Genomic DNA, 23,121 nt, shown 5'->3' with positions numbered 1-23,121 from the left:
GATGCCACTGACCTTGCGCATTCTCAGCCACCACGGCCAGCCTCCCGTGCCGCCGGCCACGTTTTGCATCGGCCACGCCGGCGCCAGCGTGGGCCGCGCGCCCGGCTGCGCTGTGGCGCTGCCCGACCCCGGCCAGACCATCTCGCGCGAGCACGCCCGCATCGTTGTCGAGTCCGGCCGCTACAGCCTGACCGACGTGGGCCGCAACCCGAGCGCCATCAACGGCCGCCCGCTCGCCAGCGGCGAATCCGCGCCGCTCAATGATGGCGACCAGTTGGCCATCGGCGACTACGTGCTCGCTGTCGAACTGGCGCCGCCAGCCAACTTCGCCATGCCCATGCTGGACGGCGCCGAGCAGGCGGCCGCCAGCACCAATATCCTGGACCTGATCGGCGCGTCCTCAGTGGCCGATGGCGACGACCCGCTTGGCCTGCTGACCGACGGCTGGCGCACCCCCGACAGCGGCGCCGCCGAATTCGACCACGTCGCCGCGCATGCGATCCCGATGGACCAGGTGCGCTTGTGCAGCGCGCCGCGCATGCTGATCCCCGACGACTACGATCCGCTGGCCGATGTGACGCCTCCCGCCGATGGCGGCGCGCAGGCCGTACTCCATGCCCTGTTGACCGGCATGGGCCTGTCCGACACCGCAACGGCGGCGGCGCCGGCCGAACTGGCCCACCTGGCCGGCGTGATGCTGCGCCAGGCCACCGCCGGTGCGATGGCCGTGCTCAAGGCGCGCGCCGCCAGCCGCCGCGACGCGCGCTACGAGGTGCAATCGCCGCCGCAAGACACGCGCAATCCCTTGCTGGCCTGTCCCGATGCCGAGAGCGCGCTGGCGCACCTGCTGTTCGCGCCCGACATTGGCGCCATGGGCGCCGACAAGGCCATCGCCAGCGCCTTCGACGGCGTGCGCTGCCACGAGGCGGCGATCGAGGCCGGCCTGCGCGCCGCCCTGGCGGGCGTGATCGCCCGTCTCGACCCGGTGCGCATCGCCGCCGACGCCGGGCCATCCGGCGCGCTCGCCCGGCTGCTGCCGTCGCAGTGCGAGGCGCGCCTGTGGACGCACGCCGTGCACGCCCACGACAACCTGGCGCTGGCGGCGCGGCACGACTTCGAGCAGCTGTTCGGCGCGCCGTTCGCCGCCGCCTACGATGCGCGGCTGCGCAAAATGCAGGGCGACCGCTGAACGGCGCCCCTTCCACACGACTACCCTGGAACCTGAACCATGTCATGCAACCGTAAAGTCGTCTGGTCCGAGGGCATGCTGCTGCAACCGCAGCATCTGCAACAGCACGACCGCTATCTGCAACACCAGCTCGACGCCCGCGTGCGCGCCCTGGGCCCGTATGGCCATGGCTTCTCGCGGCTGGCCATCGACGTCACCCAGCTCGCATCCGGCCGCATCGCGCTGAGCTCCTGCGCCGCTGTCATGCCGGATGGAACCGTGTTCAGCTTGCCCTGTGACGAAGACCTGCCGCTGCCGCTAGACATCCCCGAGGATGCGCGCGACCTGCTGGTGGTGCTGGCCGTGCCCCTGCGCCGCCCAGGCGTCGACGAAGTCACCATGGACGGCGCCGGCGCCGACAATTACGCGCGCCATGCCACGGCCGGGCAGGAAGTGCGCGATAGCACCGGCCTGGACAGCAGCGCGCTGGTCCAGGTCGGCAAGCTGCGGCTGCGCCTGATGCTGGCATCGGACGCAGCCAGCGCCCATGCCTGCCTCGGCGTGGCGCGCGTGATCGAGCGCCGCCCCGACAAGCAGCTGGTGCTCGATCCCGATTACCAGCCGCCGTCGCTCGATCTGCGCGTGGCGCCTTATTTGCGCGGCTTTGCCGACGAGCTGCTCGGCTTGCTGCGCCAGCGCGGCGATGCGCTGGCCCAGCGCTTGGGCCAGCCGGGCGCGGCGGGCGCGGCCGAGATTGCCGACTTCCTGATGCTGCAAGTGATCAACCGCGCCGATCCGCTGTTCGCCCACCTGGCGGCGACGCCGCTGCTGCACCCGGAAGCATTTTACCGCGCCGCGCTGCAACTGGCGGGCGAATTGCGCAGTTTCGGGGCAGGGGAGCGGCGCGCGGCACGCTACCCGGCCTACCGCCACGACGATCTGCACGCCAGTTTCGCGCCGCTGATCGAAGACCTGCGCCAGGCGCTGTCGCTGGTGCTGGAGACGCAGGCGGTGGCGCTGGCGCTCGACGAGCGCCAGTACGGCATCCGCGTGGCCTTGCTGCGCGACCCGGAGCTGGTCAAGTCGGCCACCTTCGTGCTGGCGGTCAACGCCCAGATGCCGGCCGAGACGCTGCGGCTGATGCTGCCGCGCCAGATCAAGATCGGCTCGGTGGAAGGCATCCGCGACCTGGTCAACCTGCAATTGCCCGGCATCGGCCTGCGCCCGCTGGCGGTAGCGCCGCGCCAGTTGCCCTTCCACGCCGGTTTTACCTACTTCGAACTGGAGCACGGCAGCGACTCCTGGCAGCAGTTGAGCAGCTCGGCCGGCTTCGCCATGCATGTGGCGGGCGACTTTCCCGGCTTGCAGATGGCGTTCTGGGCGATCCGCTCCTGAGAAAGGCATACCGTGTTGCAAATCGATAGAGAGGGCGCAACGCCGCCCGACTGGGAACAGACCGTCTTGCTTGGCGACGAGAGCGCACCGCGGCGCGTGCGCATGGCCAAGGCCGCCGTGGCGGGGAAGCAGGCGCCGCTGGCGTTCGCGCCGGGCACGCGCGCGTTCGATGCGCCGCGCTGGCCGAATGCCCTGGTCGGGCTGGCCACGCCGCTGCTGGCGTTCGCACTCCAGGCGCGCGCCGCCACGGCCCATGTCGACCTGCCCGCGCTGCGCCAGCAATTGCTGCAAGCGATGCAGCGCTTTACCGCCGAGGCCGCGCGCCACGGCAGCGCGCCGGCCACGGTGGCGGGGGCGCAATATTGCCTGTGCACCTTGCTCGATGAAACGATCTCAAGCACGGCGTGGGGCGGCAATGGCGTCTGGGCCAGCCAAAGCCTGCTGGTGCACTTCCACAATGAAGCGTTTGGCGGCGAAAAGTTTTTCCTGATTTTGCAGAAGCTGTGCCAGGACCCGGACGCCAACCTGGACTTGCTGGAATTGATGTACCTGTGCCTGGCGCTGGGGCTGGAAGGGCGCTACCGCGTCATCGATGGCGGGCAGGCGCGGCTCGACACCATCCGCCAGCGTTTGCAGCTCTTGATCCGCAAGCAAAGAGGCGCCGGCGAGATGGCCTTGTCGCCCGACTGGCAGGCGCAGGCTGTGGCGCGCCCTGCGGCGCGTCCGGGCGTGCTGGCGCTCACGCTGGCGGCGATGCTGGCCACGCTGCTGGTACTGGGCGTTGGCGCCCGCCTGGCGCTCGAGCGTAGCGCCGATCCGGTCGCGGCCAGCCTGGCCGCGCTGAACGTGCCCGATGGCGCGCCCCCGCCGCCTGTTGCAACGGTCGCGGCCGCGCCGCGCCTGGCCGCCTTGCTGGCGCCCGACGTCGAACGCGGCTTGATCAGCGTCACCGATGGCGCCGGCCAGTCGACCATCGTGCTGCACGGGGAGGGCGTGTTCGGCTCCGGCAGCGCCGACGTCGCCGCGCCATTCCTGCCGTTGCTCGACCGCATCGCCGGCGCGCTGGCACCCTTGCCGGGGCGGGTGCTGGTGATCGGCCATACCGACGACGTGAAGAGCGCCTCGCCGCGCTTTCCGTCGAACCAGGCGCTCTCGGGCGCGCGCGCGGCCACGGTCGCGGCGCTGCTGGCGGCGCGCGCGGCATCGGCGGAGCGCTTCACGGCCCAGGGGCGCGGCGATAGCGCGCCGCTGGTGCCCAACGACAGCGCGGCCAGCCGCGCCCGCAACCGGCGCGTGGTGATCATCCTGTCGCGCGACCACCAGGAGGGAACCCGATGAAACGATTGCTGCGCTTTCTTGTCTCGCCGGCTGGCCTAGCGCTCATCGCGCTGGTGCTGGTAGGCGTGCTGATCTGGACCCAGGCGCCGCTGCTGGCATTCAATGGCGCCGTGCCGTTCGCATCGGCGCGCTCGCGGGCGCTGGCGATCGTGGCGCTGCTGGCCGCCTGGCTGGTCTGGCTGGGCGTGCGCTGGGGCCGGGCGGCGCTGGCGCGGCGCGCGCAAGCGAGTCCGCCGGAACCCGGGCAACTGGCCGCCGAGGCCGATCGGCGCCTGCTGGCACAGCGCTTGCGCGCGGCCCTGGCCCTGGGCCGCAAGGGGCGCGGACGCTGGGCGGCGCCGCTGCCATCGTACGTGCTGCTGGGCGGCCCCGGTAGCGGTAAAACCAGCATGCTGGAACAGTCGGGCCTGACCATGGCGCTGGCACAGGCACGCGCCGGGCGCACCCTGGCGCCGACCGCGCGCTGCGAATGGCGGGTCAACGGCGCCGCGCTGCTGCTCGATACCCCCGGCCACTACAGCACGGACGATGGCGCCGCCTGGGCCGGCGTGCTCGATCTGCTGCGCCGCAAGCGCCGCCAGTGTCCGCTGGGCGGGGTGATCGTGGTGCTGAGCGCCGCCGCCATGCTGGCCCAGGGCGCGGCGGCCAGGCGCACGCAGGCGCACGCGATCCGCGCGCGCGTCGATGAATTGCAGCGCCAGCTCGGGGTCGTGGTGCCGCTGTATGTGGTGGTCAGCAAGTGCGACCTGCTGCCCGGTTTCGGCGCCTGGTTCGACGCGCTGGGCGAGCACGACCGCACCCAGGTGTGGGGCATGAGCTTCCCGCTCGGGGCGGAAGCGGCCGGCGTGGATGCCGGCGCGCGCTTCGGCGCGCTCGAACACCAGATCCGTTCGCGTCTGATCGAACGCATGCAGGGCGAAGGCGACGACACGCGGCGCGCGCTGCTGTTCGGCTTCCCGCAGCAGTTTTCCGCCCTGGGCGACGCGCTGCACGCGTTCCTGGACGAGGCCTTCCAGCCCAGCGAGTTTGGCGACGAACTGATGCTGCGCGGGGCTTATTTTGCCAGCGCGGCGCCGGCCGATGCCGGCTTCGGTCCGGGCGCGCGCAGCTATTTCCTGACGCGCCTGCTGCGTGACCTGGTATTCCAGGAGAGCGGCCTGAAGGCGCACAGCGCCGCGCGCGCCCGCCGCCGGCGCTTGCACGGGCGCATTGCGCTGGCGGCCAGCGCCCTGATCCTGCTCGCGGGCACGGCCGGCCTGGCGCGCAGCTTCACCGGTAACCGCGCCTACGTGCAGCAGGCGGCGCGCCAGGCCGTGCAGGCGCAGCGCGCGGCGCGTGCCGTGGTTGCGGCCGACCGCACGCTCCAGGCGCCGTTGGCGCTGCTCGATGCCGTCGGCACCGTGCCGGACGCCGGCGCCGGCATCCCGCCGCTGATGCGGCTCGGCTTGTATCAGGGCGAGCGCCTGGGCGCGGCGGCGGACCAGGCCTACCGCCGCCTGCTGCGCAGCGCCTTGCTGCCGCGCGTGCAGGAGCGCATGGAAACCGAACTGCGCCGTGGCGCCGCGCAGGACAGCGCCGCGCAGGATAGCGCCGCGCAGGATAGCGCCGCGCAGGATAGCGCCGCGCAGGATAGCGCCGCGCAGGAAAGCGAGGCCCGCTACGACTTGCTGCGCGCCTACCTGATGCTGGGCCAGCCCCGCCAGCGCGATCCGCTGGCCCTGCGCGGCTGGGCCGAACGCCATCTCGACGGCGCCGCGCCGGCCGCGCGCCACTTGGCCGCCTTGTTCTCGGCGCGCACGCTGGACGGCGCGTCGGTGCGGCTGGACCCGCAACTGATCGCCGCCACCCGCCAGTCGCTGGACGCGCTGCCGCTCAGCGAGCGCGTCTACAAGCGCCTGCGCCAGGCGCCGGCCCTGGCCGGGCTGCCCGACCTGGACCTGGCCGCGCTCGGCGGTCCGGGTTTGAGCCAGGTGCTGGTGCGCCGCAGCGGCTTGCCATTCACGCGCGGCATCGGCGGGATGTACACCGTGGCCGGCAACACGGCCTTCCTGGGCCTGCTCGACCAGGCCGTGGCTGCCGAAGCGGCCGACGGCTGGGTGCTGGAGCGGCGCGAGGCCGGCTTGAAGGCCGCCGTGCTGCGCCTGTATGCCGACGACTACATCGCCCAGTGGGACGCGCTGCTGGCCGATATCGCCCTGGCGCCGGTGGACAGCGTCGACGCCGCCGTGCGCAGCCTCAACGCGCTGGCGGGGAGCGAATCGCCGCTGCGCAAACTGTTGCAGGCCGCGGCCACCCAGACCCGCCTGGCGGGCGCCGGGCGCGGCGTCGCCACCCCCGCCGCCGGCTTCGCCCTGCAACAGGTGGTGCGGATGACCAGCACGCGGGTCCAGGCGGCGCTGTCGGCCGCGCCGGCGCCCTTGGCCGCCACGCCGCCGGCGCACCCGGTCGACTTGCATTTCGCGCGCCTGCAGCGCCTGCTGGCAGCGGGCGCGGACAAGGTCAGCGAGTTCGAGCGCCTGATGGAATCCTTGAAACAGGCATCCGCCGAGCTGGCCGCGGTCGGCCTGGCGCAGCAAAGCGGCCAGCCGATGCCGGACGGCCCCGCGCTGGCCGGGCTGCGCCAACAGGGGGAGGGCTTGCCCACGCCCATGGCGGCCCTGCTGATGACGGCGCATGCCAGCGCGGCCGGCCTGACGCTCGACAACGAACACGCGCGCCTGAACGCCTTATGGCAAGCCGGGCCGGCGCAGCTGTGCCGCAGCGCGATCGAGGGACGCTACCCGCTGGTGCGCGGCGCCAGCGTCGACGCCAGCGCCGAAGACTTCGGCAATTTTTATGGCGCCGGCGGCCTGGTCGACAGTTTCTTCACCACGCATCTGGCGCCGCATGTCGAGACCGGGTCGGGGCGCTGGCGCCTGCGCGCGGGCGCCAGCAGCCGCCTCGGGCTCAGCCAGGCGGTGCTGGACGAATTCCAGCGCGCGGCGCGCATCCGCGATACCTGGTTTGCCGACGGCGGCACGCGGGTGGCGATGCGCTTTTCGCTGCGCCCGCTCGACGCCGACCCGGCGCTGGCCAGGGCCGTGCTCGATATCGAGGGCCAGGTTCTCAGTCACGGGACAGCCGCGACGGGCGCCGCGATGCGTTTCCAGGTGCTTGGGGGCAAAGGCAGCGAGCAGGTGCGGCTGCTGGCCGGCGCGGCCGCAGGGAGCGGCTTGCACACCGAGGGATCATGGGCCTGGCTGCACATGCTCGACCTGGGGCGCCTGGAAAAAACCGCGCAGGCCGACCGTTTCCAGCTCAGTTTCGACATCGATGGGCTGGCCTTCAGGTACGAGCTGAAGGCCAGCAGTGTCAACAACCCGTTTCGGCGCGAGATTGTCGAGGCCAGCCGCTGCCTGACGCGGCTGTGAGCGGAGCGCCGTACTGCTGCGCGGCGCGGCCGCTGGTGTGGCGCAGGGCGTAGCCCTGGCGGTAAATGCTGACCAGGCCCAGCGCGGAGCCGCTCAGTTGTTCGAGTTTCAGGCGCAGCTCAAAAATCCCCACGCGAATATTGCTGCGCGTGTCGGCCTTGCCGTGGGTCTGGAAAAATTCGGATAGTTCCCCGAAGGAAACCACACCGCCCGTGCGGCTGAGAAACAGGTCGATCAGCATGAATTCGGTGCGGCTCAGGCGGATCGAGCGGCCCTGGTAACCCACCGACAGCGAGGCCGCATGCAGCGACAGCGCCGGTCCGGCCGGGTATGCCGGCTGCGGCGTGGGCGTGGGCGTCTCGGGCGCGCTGCCGGGTGGCATTTGCAAGCGGTGCAGCAGCAGCGCGGCGCGGCGCAGCAGGTCGGTCGGACTGACCGGCGCGAACACCCAGTCGGCGGCCAGCATGCCCGCATCGGTGGCGCTGGGCGGGCTCTGGTGGGCGTCGACCGCCAGGATCAGGGGTGCGGGCCACAGGCGGCGGTCGGCCATGCCGCGCGCCATGCGCTGGGCCGGGGCCAGGGCGTCGAGCAGACGATATTCGCGGCTGTCGACCAGCACCACGTTGGACAGGCTGGCATCGCACAGGAAGTCGGCGCTGCCGCCGTGCGGGTTCAGCGCCGAGATGTCCAGCCCGCTGAAGGCGAGCAGCTCGTTGCTCGTGGCAGCCGACCGAAACTCACGGATGTTCACCATGCAGTTCTCATATAGTTGTTTTCCGCCAACATGTATATGTATACGCATAAATACTCCTTGTCATGATTGTGGCTTCGGCGGCTGTCTCTTGGCCGACGCACCGGGCACGAAAGGCGCCGGTCAACACATCAAAGCATGAAGCGGGAGGCTGGCTACCTATCGAAAGTTAGGTTCGTTCTTGCCAATCGGTCAAATCGATTCCCGGTGAAAATGTATGTGTTTATTAAGAATTTTTCTTCTGAGAAATTAAGCGTGCCAAGCACGCCGGGGCAGTGAAAAAGTAACAATCCACGCTATTCATTAGATGCTTTTCGGTTAATATGTAATGCAATTGTCACAAAACCAGACGTGATTGTTCACGTTTTTGCTGTGGCGAGACGCGCCGTCCGACTTGTGTTTTTGCACGCCCTTTTCATGCCAACAGACGCAAAATTCCATCCGCCGGTGCTGCCCGTCCGGTTTCTTCCCGTTCCGCGTTTGCACCAGCGCATCGCGGCGGTTGCTGGCGCCCGTATCGTGTGCCTGGTCGCCCCGGCCGGTTTCGGCAAGAGCACCACGATGGCGCATCAGATGGCGGCGCTGGCGGCGCGTGCGGTGGGCAGCTGCTGGATCAATTTGGACGAAGCCGATAACGATGTCGAGCGCTTCCTGCAGCACCTCACGACCGCGCTGGCAGCCGCCCATCCGGCCGGCGCGAGCGCCACGGCGCACGCCAGCGGGCGCGGCCAGCTGCTGGCCATGTGCAACCGCCTGACCCACCAGAGCTGCGACGTGGCCCTGTTTTTCGACGACTACCATGTCATCGCCAATCCGGCCGTGCACGAGCTGATGGACTGGCTGCTGGCGGTCAGCCCGGTCCAGCTGACCTTGTATATCGGCTCGCGCAGCCGGATTCCCCTGAAACTGAGCCGCTTGCGCCTGTGCGGCGGCGTGGCCGACCTGGGCGCGGCCGACCTCAGCCTGACGCGCGAGGAAACCTGCGCCTTCATGGACGTGGTGGGCGCCGGCGCGCTCGATGGCGCCGCCTGCGGCGTGCTGTACGAGCGCACCGAAGGCTGGGCGGCCGGACTGCAGCTGGCGGCGATCGCGCTGCAAAACGCCGCCGACCGCGAACGCTTCATCCACGATTTTTCGGGCAGCGCGCACGATATCGCGTCCTACCTGATGGAAGCGGTGCTGGCGCGCCTGCCGCCCCAGGTCGACCAGTTCATGTCGCGCACCGCGCTGTTCGACCGTTTTTCGGGCCGCCTGTGCCAGGACGCGCTGGGGCTGCGCGACGCGCCCGAACTGATCGACTGGATCGCCGCGCACAATCTGTTCCTCATTGCGTTGGACCGGCGCGGCGAGTCGTTCCGCTATCACCACCTGCTGGGCGAGTATCTGCGCACGCGCTACCTGAACGCCGATGGCGCGGCCGCGCGCGCCGACTACCGCGCCGCCAGCCACTGGTGCGAACGGGCCGGTGAGAACGATGAAGCGATCCGCTACGCCCTGGCCGGCGACGACAGCACGCGCGCGGTCGACCTGATCGCGGCCTGCGTCGATGAACTCATTCGGGCCCGCGCCGGTTTCGATACGCTGCTGCGCTGGATGTCGGCCGTGCCTTACCGCCTGCTGGCCCAGCGCGTGCAGCTGCGCCTGACCTTCATCCGGTCGAGCATCTGGAACAACCGCTTCGAGCAGGCCGAAAGCGCGCTGGCCGAACTGGAATACGACCTGGGGAGCGGCCCGCCGGTGGCCGCTGCCGCCGCCACCCTGTGCACCATGGAGATGCTGTGGTGCCTGCTGTACGCATTCCAGGACAAGACCGCGCTGGCGGCCAGCCGCAGCCGCGCGTGGCTGGTGCGCTGGGGGCCGTCGGCGCAGCCGTCCGACATCGCGCGCGCGCACATCGCGATCGGCTACAGCGCCTTCGTGGCGCACGATTACGCCGTCGCCGAACAATCCTGCCAGAGCGCCGAAACCTTTTACGCGGCCGCCGATTTTTATTCGGGCGTGGTGTGGACCGAGCGCTTCATCAGCATCATCCGGCTCGAACAGGGGCAGGCGCGCGAGGCCGAACGGGTGCTGGCGGCCTTGTACGTCGCCAACCGCGACCGCCTGGGCGCCGACTCCATGGTGTCCTCGCACACCGGGGTGCACCTGGCACAGGCGGCGTATGAACTCGACAAGATCGACGCGGCCGCCGCGGCGCTCGACAGCGCGCTGACGATTCCCACCGATGCGGTCGCGCTGGCGCAGGGCGAGGGCGGCGTGATTCCGCACGGCTTCGGCCTGCTGGAAGACTACATGGCCGCGTATCTGACCCGCGCGCGCCTGCTGTGCGTGCAGGGCCAGCCCGGCGCCGCCGACGCGGTGCTGGCCAACGGCGTCGCCAGCGCGCTGCACTGCAAGCAGGTGCGCCTGGCGCGCAACCTGATGGCCGAGCGCATCCGGCTGGCGCTGCGCCAGGGCGAGGTGGCGCTCGCCGCCAGCCACGAGTGCGCGCTCGACGCCATCGATGCCGTGGCCGGGCCGGCCGCGCACGGGCGCGCCGAGGCCGAGGAAGTCGCGGTCGGCATCGCGCGCATCCGCCTGCGCCTGGCGCAGGGCGGCACCGATGGCGGCGCCATCGCCGCGCGCATGCAGGAATTGAGCGCGCGCGCGCGCTCGCAGGGCCGGCTGCGCATGCTGGTCAAGCTCCTGTGCCTGCAAGCGCGCTACCATGCCGCGCGCGCCGAGCACGAGGAAGCGGGAGCGGCGCTGCATGAAGCGCTGCTGATCGGCGAGGAGGGCGGCTTGTGCCGCTCGATTGCCGACGAGGGCGAGCCGGTGCGCGCCATGGTCGCCGGGCACGGCGCGTGGCAGTCGCATGCGCGCCGGCGCGATGTGCGGCTGGTGTCGCCGGACTACCTGGCGCAGCTGCTGGCCGCTTGCGGCGCACCGGCGCAGCATGCGCCGCCCGAAGCGCCCGAGCCGGCCGCGGCGCCCGAGGCGCATGCCTTGTCGCCGCGCGAGGTGCAGGTGCTCAAACTGGCCGAACGCGGACTGGCCAACCGCGAGCTGGCCGCGCTGCTGTTCGTCTCGGAAGGGACGGTCAAGTGGCACCTGCATAATATCTTCGCCAAGCTCGCCGTGCGCAACCGCAGCGGCGCCGTGGCGCGGGCGCGCAGCCTGAACCTGCTCTGACCACGATGGCCGCGCCCGATCCCGCCCCGACGATGCCGTGCGCGCCGCGAGCGGACGGGCGCTTCATCGAGACCAAGTTCCGGCGGCCGCAGGTGGCGGGCGAACTGGTGGCGCTGGCGCGCCTCGACCTGGTGCTGGCGGCGGCCCTGGAGCGCCGCGTGGTGTGCCTGAGCGCGCCGGCCGGCTTCGGCAAGACCACCTCGCTGCTCAAGCTGGCGCGCGCGCTCGACGCCGACGGCTGCGCCACCTGCTGGGTGAGCCTGGATGCGCAGGATAACGAGACGGCGCGCTTCCTGCAGTATGTGATCGAAGCGCTCCAGCGTGCGCTGCCCGGCCTGGGCCAGTGCCGGCTGGCCGACGTGAACGAGGCCAATGTCGACGCGCTCAAGGCGATTCTGTGCTCGGTGTGCGAGGACCTGGCGGCGCGCGCCACGCCGCTGGCGCTGTTCCTCGACGATTATCACCTGATCGACAACCCCGCTATCCACGCGCTGCTGGCCTGGCTGCTGGGCGTGAGCCCGGATTGCCTGCGCGTGCTGGTCGCCAGCCGCTACTGCCTGCCGGCGGCCATGGATGGCTTGCGTCGGCAGCAGGTGCTGGCCGACATCGGCAGCGCCGAACTGAGTCTGACCCTGGACGAAACGGCGTGCTTCCTGCACGCCGCCCGACTGCCGGCGCTGAGCGCGGAGCAGGTGCGCACCCTGTTCGAACGCACCGAGGGCTGGGCCGCCGGCTTGCAGCTGGTGGCGATGGCCCTCCAGGCCGATGGCCGCGGCGCCGGCTTCATCGACGACTTTTCCGGCACCGACCGCGACGTCAGCGCCTACTTGCTCGAAGCGGTGCTATCGCAGGTGCCCGCTGGCGTCATGCGCTTTTTGAGCCTGACCGCCTTGTTCGACCGTTTTTCGCTGGCGCTGTGCAGCGAAGCGCTCGGCCAGCACGATGCCGGCGCGACGCTTGCGTGGATCCGCGCGCACAACCTGTTCTTGATTGCGCTCGACGATGGCGGGCAGTGGTTCCGCTACCATCATCTGCTGTCCGACTATCTGCGCGGCGCCACCGCCGCCGGCGCGCCCGACCAGGCCTGCCTGGCCAACCGCGCGGCCAGCGCCTGGTTCGCGCGCCATGGCTTGCGCGACGAGGCCATCGGCTGCGCCTTCCAGTCGGGCGACCTGGCGCTGGCAGCCGACCTGATCGAGCGCTGCGTCGAAGATGTTACCCAGCGCCGTGGCGACCACGATCAGTTGATCCGCTGGTATCAGCGCCTGCCGGAGGAGACCCTGTTCGAGCGCATCACGCTGCGCCTGTCGTACGTGCGTTCGGTGATGTGGAGCGGGCGCCTGCGCGAAGCGCAAAGTGCGCTGCTGGCGATCGAGTCGGACCTGGCGCTGCGCTATGCGGTCAGCATCTACGAAGGCAAGGATGCGATCGATGCCGCCATCCTGGGCGACTTGCAGATCTGCTGGTATATGTTCCATGTGTTTAGCAACCGGGTCGAGCGCGTCCGCGAAAGCAAGCGGACCTGGAGCGCGCAATGGGAGCGCAGCGGCAACCCGATCGACGTCGCGCGCGTCAAGCTGGCGGCGGCCTGTTTCGCCTTTATCGAACACGATTACCGCGAGGCGCTGGCGCTGGGCGCGAGCGCGCAGGCATTTTACGAGCGCTGCGATTATTATGCGGGCGTGGCCGGCTGCCGCCGCATGCGCGATGTAATCGCGCTCGAACGCGGCCAGGCGCGCGAGGCCGAACAGGGACTCGCTTGCCTGTACCAGGAAAACTGCCGCGAGCTGGGGACGTATTCGATCATCGCCGCCAATACCGGCATCCAGCTAGCCGATGCGGCCTATGAATGCGGCCATGTCGACCTGGCGCGCAAGGTGCTGGCCAGCGCCTTCGGCATGTCGTCCAAGTACGGCCTGGTGACCAATTTCGTGGCCGCCTTCCTGACCTCCTCGCGCGTGCTGCGTTTCGATCACCAGGGCGACGCCGCCGATGCCTGCCTGGGCGATGGCATTGCGCTGGGCCGCGAGCGCGGCCTGCCGCGCCTGACCGTGGCCTTGCAGGCCGAGCGCGTGCGCGTCTACCTGCAGGAAGGGCGCATCGACGAGGCGCTCAAGGTCGGGCGCGGCGCCGGGATCGATCCGGCGCAGCCGGGCGAGGCGGGTGCTCTCGCGCGCTCGTCCGAGCTGGTGCTGATCGAACTGCGCCTGCGCCTGGCCACCGGCCGCTTGCAGGGGCTGGGGCTGGCTATTGACGACTTGCTGGCGCAGACCCGCAAGCAGCAGCGCGTGCGCCTGACGGTGCGGCTGCTGGCGCTGAAAAGCGTGTTGCTGCAGCAAACCGGAAGGATGGACGATGCTTGCGCCGTGCTGGAAACGGCGGTTGCCCTGGGCGCCGCCGGTGGCCTGTCGCGTTCGATCGTGGACGAGGGGCCGGAGGTGCGCGCGGTGCTGGAGCAATTGCGCCGGCGCGGCAGCTGGCCGGCGGCGCAAGACTATCTGGACGCCTTGTTCAGTGCCTGCAATGCCGCCCCGGCCAGCAATCCGCCATTTTGCGGCGGGCTCGGCACGGCCGTGAAAATGAGCCAGCGCGAAGTCGAGATCCTGAAACTGTTGCAGTGCGGGCTGGACAACCGGCATGTGGCCGTGCAGCTGGCCATCTCGGAGGGGACCGTCAAATGGTATCTGCGCAATATCTATCAAAAACTGCTGGTCAGCAGTCGCACGGCCGCGATCGCCCGCGCGCGCGAATTGCGGCTCATCTGAGGCCGCTGCCGGCTGGCCCCAATGCCGCTATGTGTTCTTCCTTGCTCCGTGCAAGGCAAAGCCTGCGGTGGCCCCGCCGTACGGCGCCATCTCCAGGTCGCCAATCCATGGCGCGTAGACGGCCGACAGGCGGCGCTCGCCAGGCCCGGTCTGCGCCATGGGCTTTGATATCTCCTTGTGTATCTGAGAAATTGCCGTCCGCAACAGCAGCTCGGCCAGCGCCACCGTTGCCTCCTGCTCATCCGGAAGATCCAATAAGGTGAACGCGAACGACATCCGGAGCGGCGCGCCCGTTGCCGTGATTTCCACCACCCCCAAGCCAGCCCCGTCAAAGTTCACCGCCCCTATCGCCCTGCCAATTCGCTGGGATACGAAGTGGCGCTCATAGCGTTCCATGCCGCCTCCTCTATAACCAAAAGTCGCCAATTTATCATTGCCACATCAAGCTCGCCAACACAGTTGCGCAACAATCCGGCGCTCAACGGAACCAATGGTGTCAAGAAAACTGTTGTGCATTTCGAATCGGGAAAACATCAATAGCAAAGCACTATTTGTGAACGCGATCAATCTCGGTTACTGTAAAAAAGGGTAGTCAAATCCGACCAGAAAGGCTGACCATTGAATGCTCCCGATCGCCGCCAGTGTGACAACAGCGGTTTGTCTTTACTGGTCGACCTTGGCGTCACCTACGACCGCACCCTCAGCCGCCAGGTGGCGCTGGCGTATTTCCGCGCCTCGGACATTCCCGCCGCCGTGGCCGAGCGCGTGCTCCAGGGCGCGGCCACGCGCCGCCTTACCGATTGGGAGCAGTTCCATTTAAACAACAGCGCCAAGGATGCTTGCGACTGAGCCGGGGGGCGCGCCGTCGTATGCCAATGTGACCGGCGCGACACAAAAACGGATGACCGCAAGTTACGAAGGTACGTTCGCTAACAGACAAAAAAGTGCACTCTGGATAAAGTTAGCGTCCACCCAAGCCGAGTCGACATCCATGGACGCACACACCACTGCGGCGCGCACGCCGGCCGCCGCCACTTATCCGATCAGCCTGCGCATCAATGGCGAGCAGCGCCAATGCGAGGTCGAAGCCTGGGTCACCCTGCTCGACCTGCTGCGCGAGCGCCTGGGCCTGACCGGCACCAAGAAGGGTTGCGACCACGGCCAGTGCGGCGCCTGCACCGTGCTCGTTGGCGGCAAGCGCATCAATGCCTGCCTGACCCTGGCGGTCATGCAAAACGGTAAGGACATCGTCACGGTGGAAGGGCTGGCCGATGGCGACCAGCTGCATCCGCTCCAGCAAGCCTTCATCGATCACGACGCCTTCCAGTGCGGCTACTGCACGCCGGGCCAGCTATGTTCGGCCATCGGCCTGATGCGCGAAGGCGAGGCGCGCACGGTGGCCGAGGTGCGCGAACTGATGAGCGGCAACCTGTGCCGCTGCGGCGCCTATCCGCAAATTGTCGCCGCCGTCACGCAGGTGATGGGCCTGGCCGAACAGCAGGACCATCCCGAGCGCCCCTACATTCCCGGCACGGTGCCCGCATGAACCCGGTCACCTTCCACGCGCCGCAGGCCAGTGCGGATGCGCTGCGCCTGGCCGCCGGCAACGCCGCCTTCATCGCCGGCGGCACCAACCTGATCGACCTGATGAAAGAGGGCGTCATGCGCCCGGCGGCGCTGGTGGACATCAACAGCCTGCCGCTGGCCGCCATCGCGCCCACGGCGCAGGGCGGCCTGCTGCTCGGCGCCACCGCACGCAATGCCGACACCGCCTACCACCCGCTGGTGCGCAGCGGCTACCCGCTGCTGTCGGCGGCGATCCTGGCCGGCGCCTCGCCCCAGATCCGCAACATGGCCACCGACGGCGGCAACCTGCTGCAACGCACGCGCTGCCACTATTTTTACGATACCGCCGTGCCCTGCAACAAGCGCTTGCCGGGCAGCGGCTGCTCCGCCATCGGCGGCCTGACGCGCCAGCACGCCATCCTGGGCGCGAGCCAGCACTGCATCGCGACCCACCCGTCCGACATGTGCGTGGCACTGGCGGCCCTGGGCGCCGTGGTCCACGCCGGATCGGAGCAGGGCGAACGGCGTATCGACTTTGCCGATTTCCACCGGCTTCCGGGCGCCAATCCCGAGCGCGACAACACGCTCCTGCCCGGCGAACTGATCACCGCCATCGAACTGCCGCCGGCCGGCCAGTTCGCCGCTCACTCGGCCTACCTCAAGTTCCGCGACCGCGCCTCGTACGCGTTCGCGCTGGTCTCCTGCGCCGCGGCGCTCGACATCGGTCCGGACGGTGCCGTGCGCGCCGCGCGCGTGGCCCTGGGCGGCGTGGCCCACAAACCGTGGCGCGTGGCGGCCGCCGAGGAGCTGCTGCTTGGCCAGCGTCCGGGCAGCGCCGCCTTCGACGCTTGCGCCGGGCTGCTGCTGGCCGGCGCGCGCGGCCATGGAAAAAACGATTTCAAGATACCGATGGCGCGCCGCGCCGTGGTGCGCGCCCTCGAACAGGCCGCCGCCGGCACCATCGACAACATGCATGCAGCGGCCGCCAGCGCCGGCAAGGAGCCACTGTGACCGATCTCATTGCCGCACTGCGCACCCCGGCCGCCGACGAAGGCACCGGCCCGGTTACCATCGGCATGGCCGTCTCGCGCGTCGATGGCCGCGACAAGGTCACCGGCCAGGCGCGCTACGCCGCCGAACACCCGGCCGACGCTTTGCTGTACGGCGTGGTCGTCAGCGGCACCATCACCAAAGGGCGCATCGCCGCCATCGACGCGCGCAAGGCGCTCGCCGTGCCCGGCGTGATCGAGGTGATCACCCACGAAAACCGTCCGCGCATCCGCTCCTTCGACCTGTTTTACAAGGATATGACGGCGCCCGGCGGCTCGCCCTTCCGCCCGCTCTACGACGACAAGATCCACAGCAGCGGCCAGCCGGTGGCGCTGGTGGTGGCCGCCACGTTCGAGGCGGCGCGCTACGCGTCCTCGCTGGTCGAGATCGCGTACGAGGCTGAAGCGCACGAAACGTGCCTGCTCGACCATCTCGAACGCAGCCACAAGCCGAGCCGCCTGAAGGCCGGCTACACGCCGCCGCCCGAGCCGAAAGGCTTCGCCGATGAAGTCTGGGACAGTGCGCTGGTGAAGATGGAAGGCGACTATTACAGCGGCGTCGAACACCACAACCCGCTCGAAATGTTCGCCTCGACGGTGGTGCGCGGCGTTGACGGCCACCTGACCATCTACGACAAGACCCAGAGCTCGCAGAACAGCCGCTGGTATGTGTCGCACGTGTTCGGGCTGTCCAAGGACAAGGTCACGGTGCGCAATCCGTACGTGGGCGGTGCCTTCGGTTCCGGCCTGCGTCCGCAGTACCAGCTGGCGCTGGCCGTGATGGCCGCGCTCAAGCTGGAACGCTCGGTGCGGGTGGTGCTCACGCGCCAGCAGATGTTCAGCTTCGGGCACCGTCCCGAAACCGTCCAGCGCGTGCGCCTCGGTGCCCGTCCGGACGGCACCCTGACGGCCATCATCCACGAAGCGCTGGCTGAAACCTCGCGCAACGAGGATTACGTGGAAGCGGTGGTCAACTGGTCGGGCCAGCTGTACGCCTGCGAGCATATCCGCCTCGGCTACAAGCTGGTGGCGCTGGACCGCTTCAGCCCCATCGACATGCGCGCGCCGGGCGCCGCCCACGGCGTGCATGCGCTCGAAGTGGCGATGGATGAACTGTCGTACGAACTGACGATGGACCCGCTTGCGCTGCGCCTGCGAAACTACGCCGACCTCGATCCGACCGACGGCTTGCCGTATTCGACCAAGGAACTGCGCGCCTGCTACGAGCAGGGCGCGGCGCGCTTCGGCTGGCACCAGCGGCCGGGCGAGGTGCGCTCCATGCGCGAAGGCCACGAATTGATCGGCTGGGGCATGGCGAGCGGCATGTGGGACGCGATGCAGATGTTCGCGCGCGCCAGCGCCGTGCTGCACGCCGACGGCAACCTGGTGGTGAGCAGCGCCGCCACCGACATCGGCACCGGCACCTACACGGCGATGTGCATCATCGCCGCCGACGCCATGGGCATGCCGCTCGAACGGGTGCGCTTCCAGCTGGGCGACTCGACCCTGCCGGTCGCACCCGTCGAAGGCGGTTCCTCGCACGTGGCCACGGTCGGTTCGGCGGTGCAGGGCGTGTGCGGGAAGCTGCAAAAGAGCTTGTTCAAGCTGGCCCGCAAGATGCCCGATTCGCCGTTCGCCAAGGCGCGCTTCGAGGATGCCGAATTCGCCGGCGGCGCGCTGCGCCTGCGCGCCCACCCAGGCCATGCGTTGCCGCTGGCGGCGATCGTGGCGTTCGATGGCGCCGGGCGGCTGGAAGAAAAGTACATGATGCTGCCGAATGTGCTCAAGCAGAAAAACTACCTGCGCGCCACGCACTCGGCGGTGTTTGTCGAAGTGCGCGTCGATGAAGCCTTCGGCACGGTGCGCGTGACGCGCGTGGTCAGCGCCATCGCGGCCGGGCGCATCATCAACGCCAAGGCGGCGCGCAGCCAGATCATTGGCGGCGTGGTGTGGGGGATCGGCCAGGCGCTGCACGAAGAAACCCAGTCCGATGACCGCCTCGGCCGCTTCATGAACCACAACCTGGGCGAGTATCAGGTGCCGGTCAACGCCGACATCCACGACATCGACGTCGTGTTCGTGCAGGAGGACGACCGCATCGTCAGCCGCCTGGGCGCCAAGGGCGTGGGAGAAATCGGCCAGGTGGGCGTGGCGGCGGCGGTCTGCAACGCGATCTATCACGCCACCGGCCGCCGCGTGCGCAGCACGCCGATGACGCCGGACAAGGTGATGGCCCCGTAAGCCCACGGCCAAGGGCAAGCGTCAGCGCGCGCGCCGTTTGGTTCGGCCGCGCACCTTGATGCCGCTCAAACCCTCGCTTGATCCACGTCATACAGTGATGGTGGGCCGTGCCGTTGCGGCAGGGGAGGTTTCATCATGAGTTACAAGCCGGTCCTGGTGCACGTTGACGACGTGCAAAATGCCGGGGTAGGCTACGCGTTCGCGGCCGAGCTGGCGCAGGCGGAACAGGCCCACCTTATTGGCCTGGCCAGCAGCGGCGTGTCGCGCTTCCTGCGCCAGACGGTCACGGTGAACGACGCCGGTCCGTCCATGGCCCCCTTTCTGGACACCCTGCGCGGGCGCGCCGCGCGCGTGCTCGACCAGTTCGAGCGGGTGGCGGCCGGGTTCACGCTGGCAGGCAGCGAACGGCGCGCCGTCGACGACGAGCCGCGCTACAGCCTCAGTGCGCTGGCGCGCTACTGCGACCTGTGCGTCCTGAACCAGGCCGACGCGGTGCAGGGCGCCTCGCTGCCGTCGCCCCGGCTGGCGGCCGAGGTGGCCAAGAACAGCGGCACGCCGGTGCTGATGGTGCCGCGCGCGCAGGCGCCGGCCTGGCCGCTGCGGCGTATCCTGCTCGGCTGGAACGGCAGCCGTGAAGCGGCGCGCGCCATGCGCTTCGCACTGCCGCTGCTGCGGCGTGCCAGCGCGGTCGACGTGGCGATCTTCGACACTGTGGCGCTGGAGTCCGACGCCGGCGGCGAGCTGCGCCCGGTCACGGCCATCGGCCAGACCCTGGCGCGCCACGGGGTACGGGCCGAGCTGCTACAGCGCGACAGCGCCGGCGACGCGGGCGCGGCCTTGCTGGCGCTGGCCGGCGAGCGCGGGGCGCAGTTGCTGGTCATGGGTTGCTACGGCCACTCGCGCCTGCGCGAACTGCTGCTCGGTGGCGCCACCCGCACGGTCCTCAAGTCCATGACGCTGCCGGTATTCATGGCGGCCTGACCCGGGGAGCCATGCCATGCAACGACTCGCCCTGGTCACCGGAGGCACGCGCGGGCTGGGCCGGGCCATCGCGCTGGCCCTGCGCGACGCCGGCCACCGCCTTGCGGTGGTTTGCCTGCGCGACGCCGACGCGGCGCAGCGCTTCACCGACGAGACCGCGATCCCCGCCTACCAGTGGAACGTCGGCGATTTTCACGCCTGCCGGCTGGGCGTGCTGAAAGTGGCGTACGAGCTTGGGCCGGTCGATATTCTGGTCAATAACGCCGGCGTGACGGCCGACGCCATGCTGCACAAAATGACCTCCGAACAATGGTGGAACGTGGTCCACACCAATCTGGGTTCGATGTTCAACATGACGCGCCAGGTGGTCGGCGGCATGCGCGAGCGCCGTTTCGGCCGCATTATCAACATCAGCTCGGTCAACGGACGCAAGGGTCAGGCGGGCCAGACCAACTACGCCGCCAGCAAGGCGGGCGTGCTCGGCTTTACCAGGGCGCTGGCGCTGGAAAATGCGTCAAGAAATGTCACGGTCAATGCCATCGCCCCCGGTTACTGCGATACCGGCATGGTCGCCGCGCTCGCGCCCGACACGCTGCACGCCATTGTCGCCGGCATTCCTGTTGGCAAGATCGGCGCCCCGGCCGATATTGGCCGCATGGCGGCGTTTCTCGCGTCCGACGACGCCGGATTCATCACCGGCGCCACTTTCGACGTCAATGGCGGGCAATTCATGGGCTAGGGTGTGTCTGACTGAATCGAAGAGAAAGCCGCAATTTTCCCGTCGTCTCTGGCATTGCCAGACCCGACTTCCCGCCTGCGCGGGAATGACGCTACAACGTTATCGAAATAGATCCTCTCCGCGCCGATCAGTCAGACACACCCTAGCGCACGGTGGCATGGCGGCATGCATGCGCATGTCGTGGAACGGCCAGCCACGCGCGGTGATGGTGCGTTCGCAGCCATGGCCTGTCCGATTGCCGTATTGCGCGGGCGTAAAAGCGCAGCACGACGAAGTGGCACGCGTTTGAGCTGGCTCAGATAGCGCGACGATAGCGCGCTTATGATCGGATACCTGACGCGGCGTGGCGGCAGCAGAAGCGCGGTCGCCGGGTCGCAATCCGAACAACCCAACTGAAGGAGAACGCGATGGCCAGTCATCTCACCCGTTTCGACCCCGTGGGTCCAAGCAGTCGGATGGACCCGTTCCGCAGTTTCGACAGCCTTTTCAACACCTTCGACCTGATGCGTCCCCTGCGCGCGTTTGACAGCGAGCGCATCCGCATGGATGTGACCGAGACCGACCAGGCTTTCGTGGTGCGGGCCGACATGCCCGGTGTCAAAAAGGAAGACGTCAAGGTGTGCATCGATGGCAATGAAGTCACCATCAGCGCCGATGTCAGCCAGGAGCACGAGCACACGGAAGGCAGCAGCGTGTGGCGCGAGCGTTTCCAGGGGCAGCAATACCGCAGCTTCACGCTGCCCCAGCAGGTGGACGAAGAGAAAGCAAGCGCCACCTGCCGCGACGGCGTGTTCGAACTGAGCCTGCCCAAGAGGCCGGGCAGCGGCGGCAAGCAATTGACCGTCCAGTAAAAACGGCCGGCGGGCAGCTGGCTCGCCGGTCCTGCGCCGCTCGCGCCGCGACGCCACGGTTTGAACGCGGCGGCGCATCGTTCAGCGCCACGTTCACGCCTTGAAGGTCAGCAACGGGGACAGCTTGGCGATCGGGCGTACCAGTCCTTCTTCCACCTGCGATTCGATCACCGGCCCGATCGGCTTGTAGGCGCCCGGCGCCTCTTCGATGCGGCGTTCCTCGCGCAGCGTGATGCACTCGAACTGGCGCGCACTGCCCGTGCCCGCGTCATGTTTCGACTTCCACGCCATCTCCATGCGCGACACCGCGCGGCCGGCGCCATGGCTGGCCGAACTGGCCCAGCGTTCATGACCGAGTCCGTCGAGCAGATACGAATCGTCGCCCATCGAGCCGGGAATGAGCAGCGGCTGCCCCGCATGCGCCGGCGTGGCGCCCTTGCGGTGCACATTGCCGCCCGCTTCGCTGAGCACAATATTGTGCGGCACGTCGCACACCAGCGGCATCGACTGGTCGCCGAACACCTGGCGGATGCGCTGGCGCACCAGTTCCACGATCAGCGCCCGGTTGGCATCGGCGTAGTGGGCGGCGGCGTGCATCGCCGTCAGGTATTCGGCGGCCAGCGGCCCGCACAGGCCATACAGGCCGGACTCCGGATGCTTCACGCCGGAGGGCCACTCGGCCTTGGCGCGGTCCATCCAGCGCGTGCCAATGTACGACCCGACGTCGCGCGAGCCACTGTGCACCATCAGCGCAAGTTGGCCCGGGCGCACGCCCAGTTCAAAGGCGCGGTGGCGGTCCAGCACCTGCGACACATATTGAAACTCGCAGAAGTGATTGCCGGCGCCGAGCGTGGCCAGGCCGGGGTCGCGCAGCAGGCCGCGGCGCGTATCCTGCAGTGCTTCCGGCGCATAGTGCGCGTTGCCGGCGATGTGCGAGGCCGCGAACAGGCGCCCCGTCTCCGCTTCGACCTGGGCGAAGTCGATGTGCGCGAACAGGCCTTCGCGCGTGTTGCGCATGGCGCGCCAGAAGGCACCCAGGCCGTCGGAAAACAGCGCCGTCATGGCCGCCGGCGTGGTCGGCACGTTGCGCGCCGCTTCCAGCAGGTCGCCCCTGAGCAGCGCCACCAGGCGCTCCTTGTGCGCCAAAAAGCGTTCGAGCGGCACGTCGAGCACGTGCAGGCGCATGCCGCAGTTGATGTCGCGCCCGATCGATTCGGGCACCACGAAGTCATGGTTGGTGACGAGGATGCTGCCGACCGGGACCGGCGCGCCGGGGTGGAAGTCGGGCGTGGCGCAGGCGCGGCAGACATGCCCGCCATGCGGATGGCGCATGCCGGCGAACGCCAGCAGCTGGCTGACCGCCTTCGCTTCGAGCGGCAGGCTGTCGGGCAGCAGGATTTCGGCGCGCACGTCGGAGCGCAAGGTCGACTGCACGCGCAGGATATTGCCTTCGCGTTCGGCGAAGATATGGTGGGAGGCAAGGGCTTTGGCCAGGCGTTTGGCCGATACTGTAGTGCTCATTTGGCTGCTTTCAAGGGACGAAGAAAAACGCACCTTCGAAAAGGTGGTTTCTTCAGAGGCAGCAGCCAATACAACGAAGAGGGGAAATTATAGCAGGATGCCGGCAACCATGGTCATTTCGATATGATCGAGGTGAAAACGAAATCATAGTTGCAGCAAGTCATCGCCCTGTCAT

The 23,121-nt window shown here is 68.9% G+C and carries 16 protein-coding genes; 13 read left to right on the top strand and 3 right to left on the bottom strand.

Going from position 1 to position 23,121, the window contains the following annotated elements; translation table 11 throughout:
- Position 1: 1 nt before the first annotated feature.
- The 4 genes from F2P44_RS23145 to tssM are packed head-to-tail and all read left to right on the top strand — an operon-like array spanning position 2 to position 7,311.
- Complete coding sequence (locus F2P44_RS23145) at positions 2-1,189, top strand: type VI secretion system-associated FHA domain protein (RefSeq protein WP_167089769.1); 1,188 nt, start codon at positions 2-4, stop codon at positions 1,187-1,189.
- A 39-nt stretch (positions 1,190-1,228) separates the two neighbouring features.
- Positions 1,229-2,563 (top strand): type VI secretion system baseplate subunit TssK, encoded by a 1,335-nt coding sequence (gene tssK, locus F2P44_RS23140; protein ID WP_167089767.1) that lies wholly within the window; start codon positions 1,229-1,231, stop codon positions 2,561-2,563.
- A gap of 15 nt (positions 2,564-2,578) precedes the next feature.
- A complete protein-coding gene (gene tssL, locus F2P44_RS23135; protein ID WP_167089764.1) occupies positions 2,579-3,901 on the top strand; it encodes a type VI secretion system protein TssL, long form in 1,323 nt (440 codons plus the stop codon).
- On the top strand, positions 3,898-7,311 hold the full coding sequence (gene tssM, locus F2P44_RS23130) for a type VI secretion system membrane subunit TssM (RefSeq protein WP_167089763.1): 3,414 nt from the start codon (positions 3,898-3,900) through the stop codon (positions 7,309-7,311). The genes tssL and tssM overlap by 4 nt, the downstream gene beginning before the upstream one ends.
- Here the strand turns inward: tssM and F2P44_RS23125 are convergent.
- Entirely contained in the window at positions 7,253-8,065 is an 813-nt protein-coding gene (locus tag F2P44_RS23125) for a helix-turn-helix domain-containing protein (protein ID WP_167089761.1), read from the bottom strand. The two genes, tssM and F2P44_RS23125, sit on opposite strands and share 59 nt — an antisense overlap.
- A gap of 414 nt (positions 8,066-8,479) precedes the next feature.
- Between F2P44_RS23125 and F2P44_RS23120 the strand changes: the two genes are divergently transcribed.
- On the top strand, positions 8,480-11,233 hold the full coding sequence (locus tag F2P44_RS23120) for a winged helix-turn-helix domain-containing protein (protein ID WP_167089759.1): 2,754 nt from the start codon (positions 8,480-8,482) through the stop codon (positions 11,231-11,233).
- 5 nt (positions 11,234-11,238) lie between these two features.
- A complete protein-coding gene (locus F2P44_RS23115; RefSeq protein ID WP_167089757.1) occupies positions 11,239-13,998 on the top strand; it encodes a winged helix-turn-helix domain-containing protein in 2,760 nt (919 codons plus the stop codon).
- A gap of 27 nt (positions 13,999-14,025) precedes the next feature.
- Here F2P44_RS23115 and F2P44_RS23110 read toward each other — a convergent pair whose 3' ends face one another.
- The gene (locus tag F2P44_RS23110; RefSeq protein ID WP_167089755.1) at positions 14,026-14,394 is read right to left on the bottom strand and encodes a hypothetical protein; all 369 of its coding nucleotides are present in this window, start codon (positions 14,392-14,394) and stop codon (positions 14,026-14,028) included.
- A 222-nt stretch (positions 14,395-14,616) separates the two neighbouring features.
- Between F2P44_RS23110 and F2P44_RS23105 the strand changes: the two genes are divergently transcribed.
- The 7 genes from F2P44_RS23105 (at position 14,617) to F2P44_RS23075 (ending at position 21,425) form a co-directional block, all read left to right on the top strand.
- A complete protein-coding gene (locus tag F2P44_RS23105; protein WP_167089753.1) occupies positions 14,617-14,847 on the top strand; it encodes a hypothetical protein in 231 nt (76 codons plus the stop codon).
- Between the two features lie 142 nt (positions 14,848-14,989).
- Positions 14,990-15,544 carry a (2Fe-2S)-binding protein gene (locus F2P44_RS23100; RefSeq protein WP_167089751.1) on the top strand — a complete coding sequence of 185 codons (555 nt, stop codon included), beginning with the start codon at positions 14,990-14,992 and terminating at the stop codon, positions 15,542-15,544.
- Complete coding sequence (locus F2P44_RS23095) at positions 15,541-16,575, top strand: FAD binding domain-containing protein (protein ID WP_167089749.1); 1,035 nt, start codon at positions 15,541-15,543, stop codon at positions 16,573-16,575. The genes F2P44_RS23100 and F2P44_RS23095 overlap by 4 nt, the downstream gene beginning before the upstream one ends.
- The gene (locus F2P44_RS23090; protein WP_370662740.1) at positions 16,572-18,854 is read left to right on the top strand and encodes a xanthine dehydrogenase family protein molybdopterin-binding subunit; all 2,283 of its coding nucleotides are present in this window, start codon (positions 16,572-16,574) and stop codon (positions 18,852-18,854) included. Before F2P44_RS23095 ends, F2P44_RS23090 begins: the two co-directional genes overlap by 4 nt.
- Before the next feature lie 135 nt (positions 18,855-18,989).
- The gene (locus F2P44_RS23085; protein WP_167089747.1) at positions 18,990-19,835 is read left to right on the top strand and encodes a universal stress protein; all 846 of its coding nucleotides are present in this window, start codon (positions 18,990-18,992) and stop codon (positions 19,833-19,835) included.
- Between the two features lie 16 nt (positions 19,836-19,851).
- A complete protein-coding gene (phbB, locus tag F2P44_RS23080) occupies positions 19,852-20,574 on the top strand; it encodes an acetoacetyl-CoA reductase (RefSeq protein ID WP_167089745.1) in 723 nt (240 codons plus the stop codon).
- Positions 20,575-20,981: 407 nt separating this feature from the next.
- Entirely contained in the window at positions 20,982-21,425 is a 444-nt protein-coding gene (locus F2P44_RS23075; protein ID WP_167089743.1) for an Hsp20/alpha crystallin family protein, read from the top strand.
- A 93-nt stretch (positions 21,426-21,518) separates the two neighbouring features.
- Here the strand turns inward: F2P44_RS23075 and F2P44_RS23070 are convergent, their stop codons facing one another.
- Positions 21,519-22,946: an RtcB family protein gene (locus F2P44_RS23070; RefSeq protein WP_167089741.1), complete on the bottom strand. Its 1,428-nt coding sequence runs from the start codon at positions 22,944-22,946 to the stop codon at positions 21,519-21,521.
- Positions 22,947-23,121 lie beyond the last annotated feature (175 nt).

It is taken from the genome of Massilia frigida (assembly GCF_011682175.1).
Classification (GTDB): domain Bacteria; phylum Pseudomonadota; class Gammaproteobacteria; order Burkholderiales; family Burkholderiaceae_D; genus Telluria_A; species Telluria_A frigida.
This window is presented reverse-complemented; position numbering and strand designations above follow the sequence as displayed.

Bases quoted from the DNA above. Each gene is read 5' to 3' on its own strand.
- F2P44_RS23145 (WP_167089769.1), top strand. From the start codon at position 2: ATGCCACTGACCTTGCGCATTCTCAGCCACCACGGCCAGCCTCCCGTG.
- F2P44_RS23115 (WP_167089757.1), top strand. From the start codon at position 11,239: ATGGCCGCGCCCGATCCCGCCCCGACGATGCCGTGCGCGCCGCGAGCG.
- F2P44_RS23125 (WP_167089761.1), bottom strand. From the start codon at position 8,065: ATGGTGAACATCCGTGAGTTTCGGTCGGCTGCCACGAGCAACGAGCTG.
- tssK (WP_167089767.1), top strand. From the start codon at position 1,229: ATGTCATGCAACCGTAAAGTCGTCTGGTCCGAGGGCATGCTGCTGCAA.
- tssM (WP_167089763.1), top strand. From the start codon at position 3,898: ATGAAACGATTGCTGCGCTTTCTTGTCTCGCCGGCTGGCCTAGCGCTC.
- F2P44_RS23120 (WP_167089759.1), top strand. From the start codon at position 8,480: ATGCCAACAGACGCAAAATTCCATCCGCCGGTGCTGCCCGTCCGGTTT.
- F2P44_RS23075 (WP_167089743.1), top strand. From the start codon at position 20,982: ATGGCCAGTCATCTCACCCGTTTCGACCCCGTGGGTCCAAGCAGTCGG.
- F2P44_RS23100 (WP_167089751.1), top strand. From the start codon at position 14,990: ATGGACGCACACACCACTGCGGCGCGCACGCCGGCCGCCGCCACTTAT.
- F2P44_RS23095 (WP_167089749.1), top strand. From the start codon at position 15,541: ATGAACCCGGTCACCTTCCACGCGCCGCAGGCCAGTGCGGATGCGCTG.
- F2P44_RS23110 (WP_167089755.1), bottom strand. From the start codon at position 14,394: ATGGAACGCTATGAGCGCCACTTCGTATCCCAGCGAATTGGCAGGGCG.
- F2P44_RS23070 (WP_167089741.1), bottom strand. From the start codon at position 22,946: ATGAGCACTACAGTATCGGCCAAACGCCTGGCCAAAGCCCTTGCCTCC.
- phbB (WP_167089745.1), top strand. From the start codon at position 19,852: ATGCAACGACTCGCCCTGGTCACCGGAGGCACGCGCGGGCTGGGCCGG.
- F2P44_RS23085 (WP_167089747.1), top strand. From the start codon at position 18,990: ATGAGTTACAAGCCGGTCCTGGTGCACGTTGACGACGTGCAAAATGCC.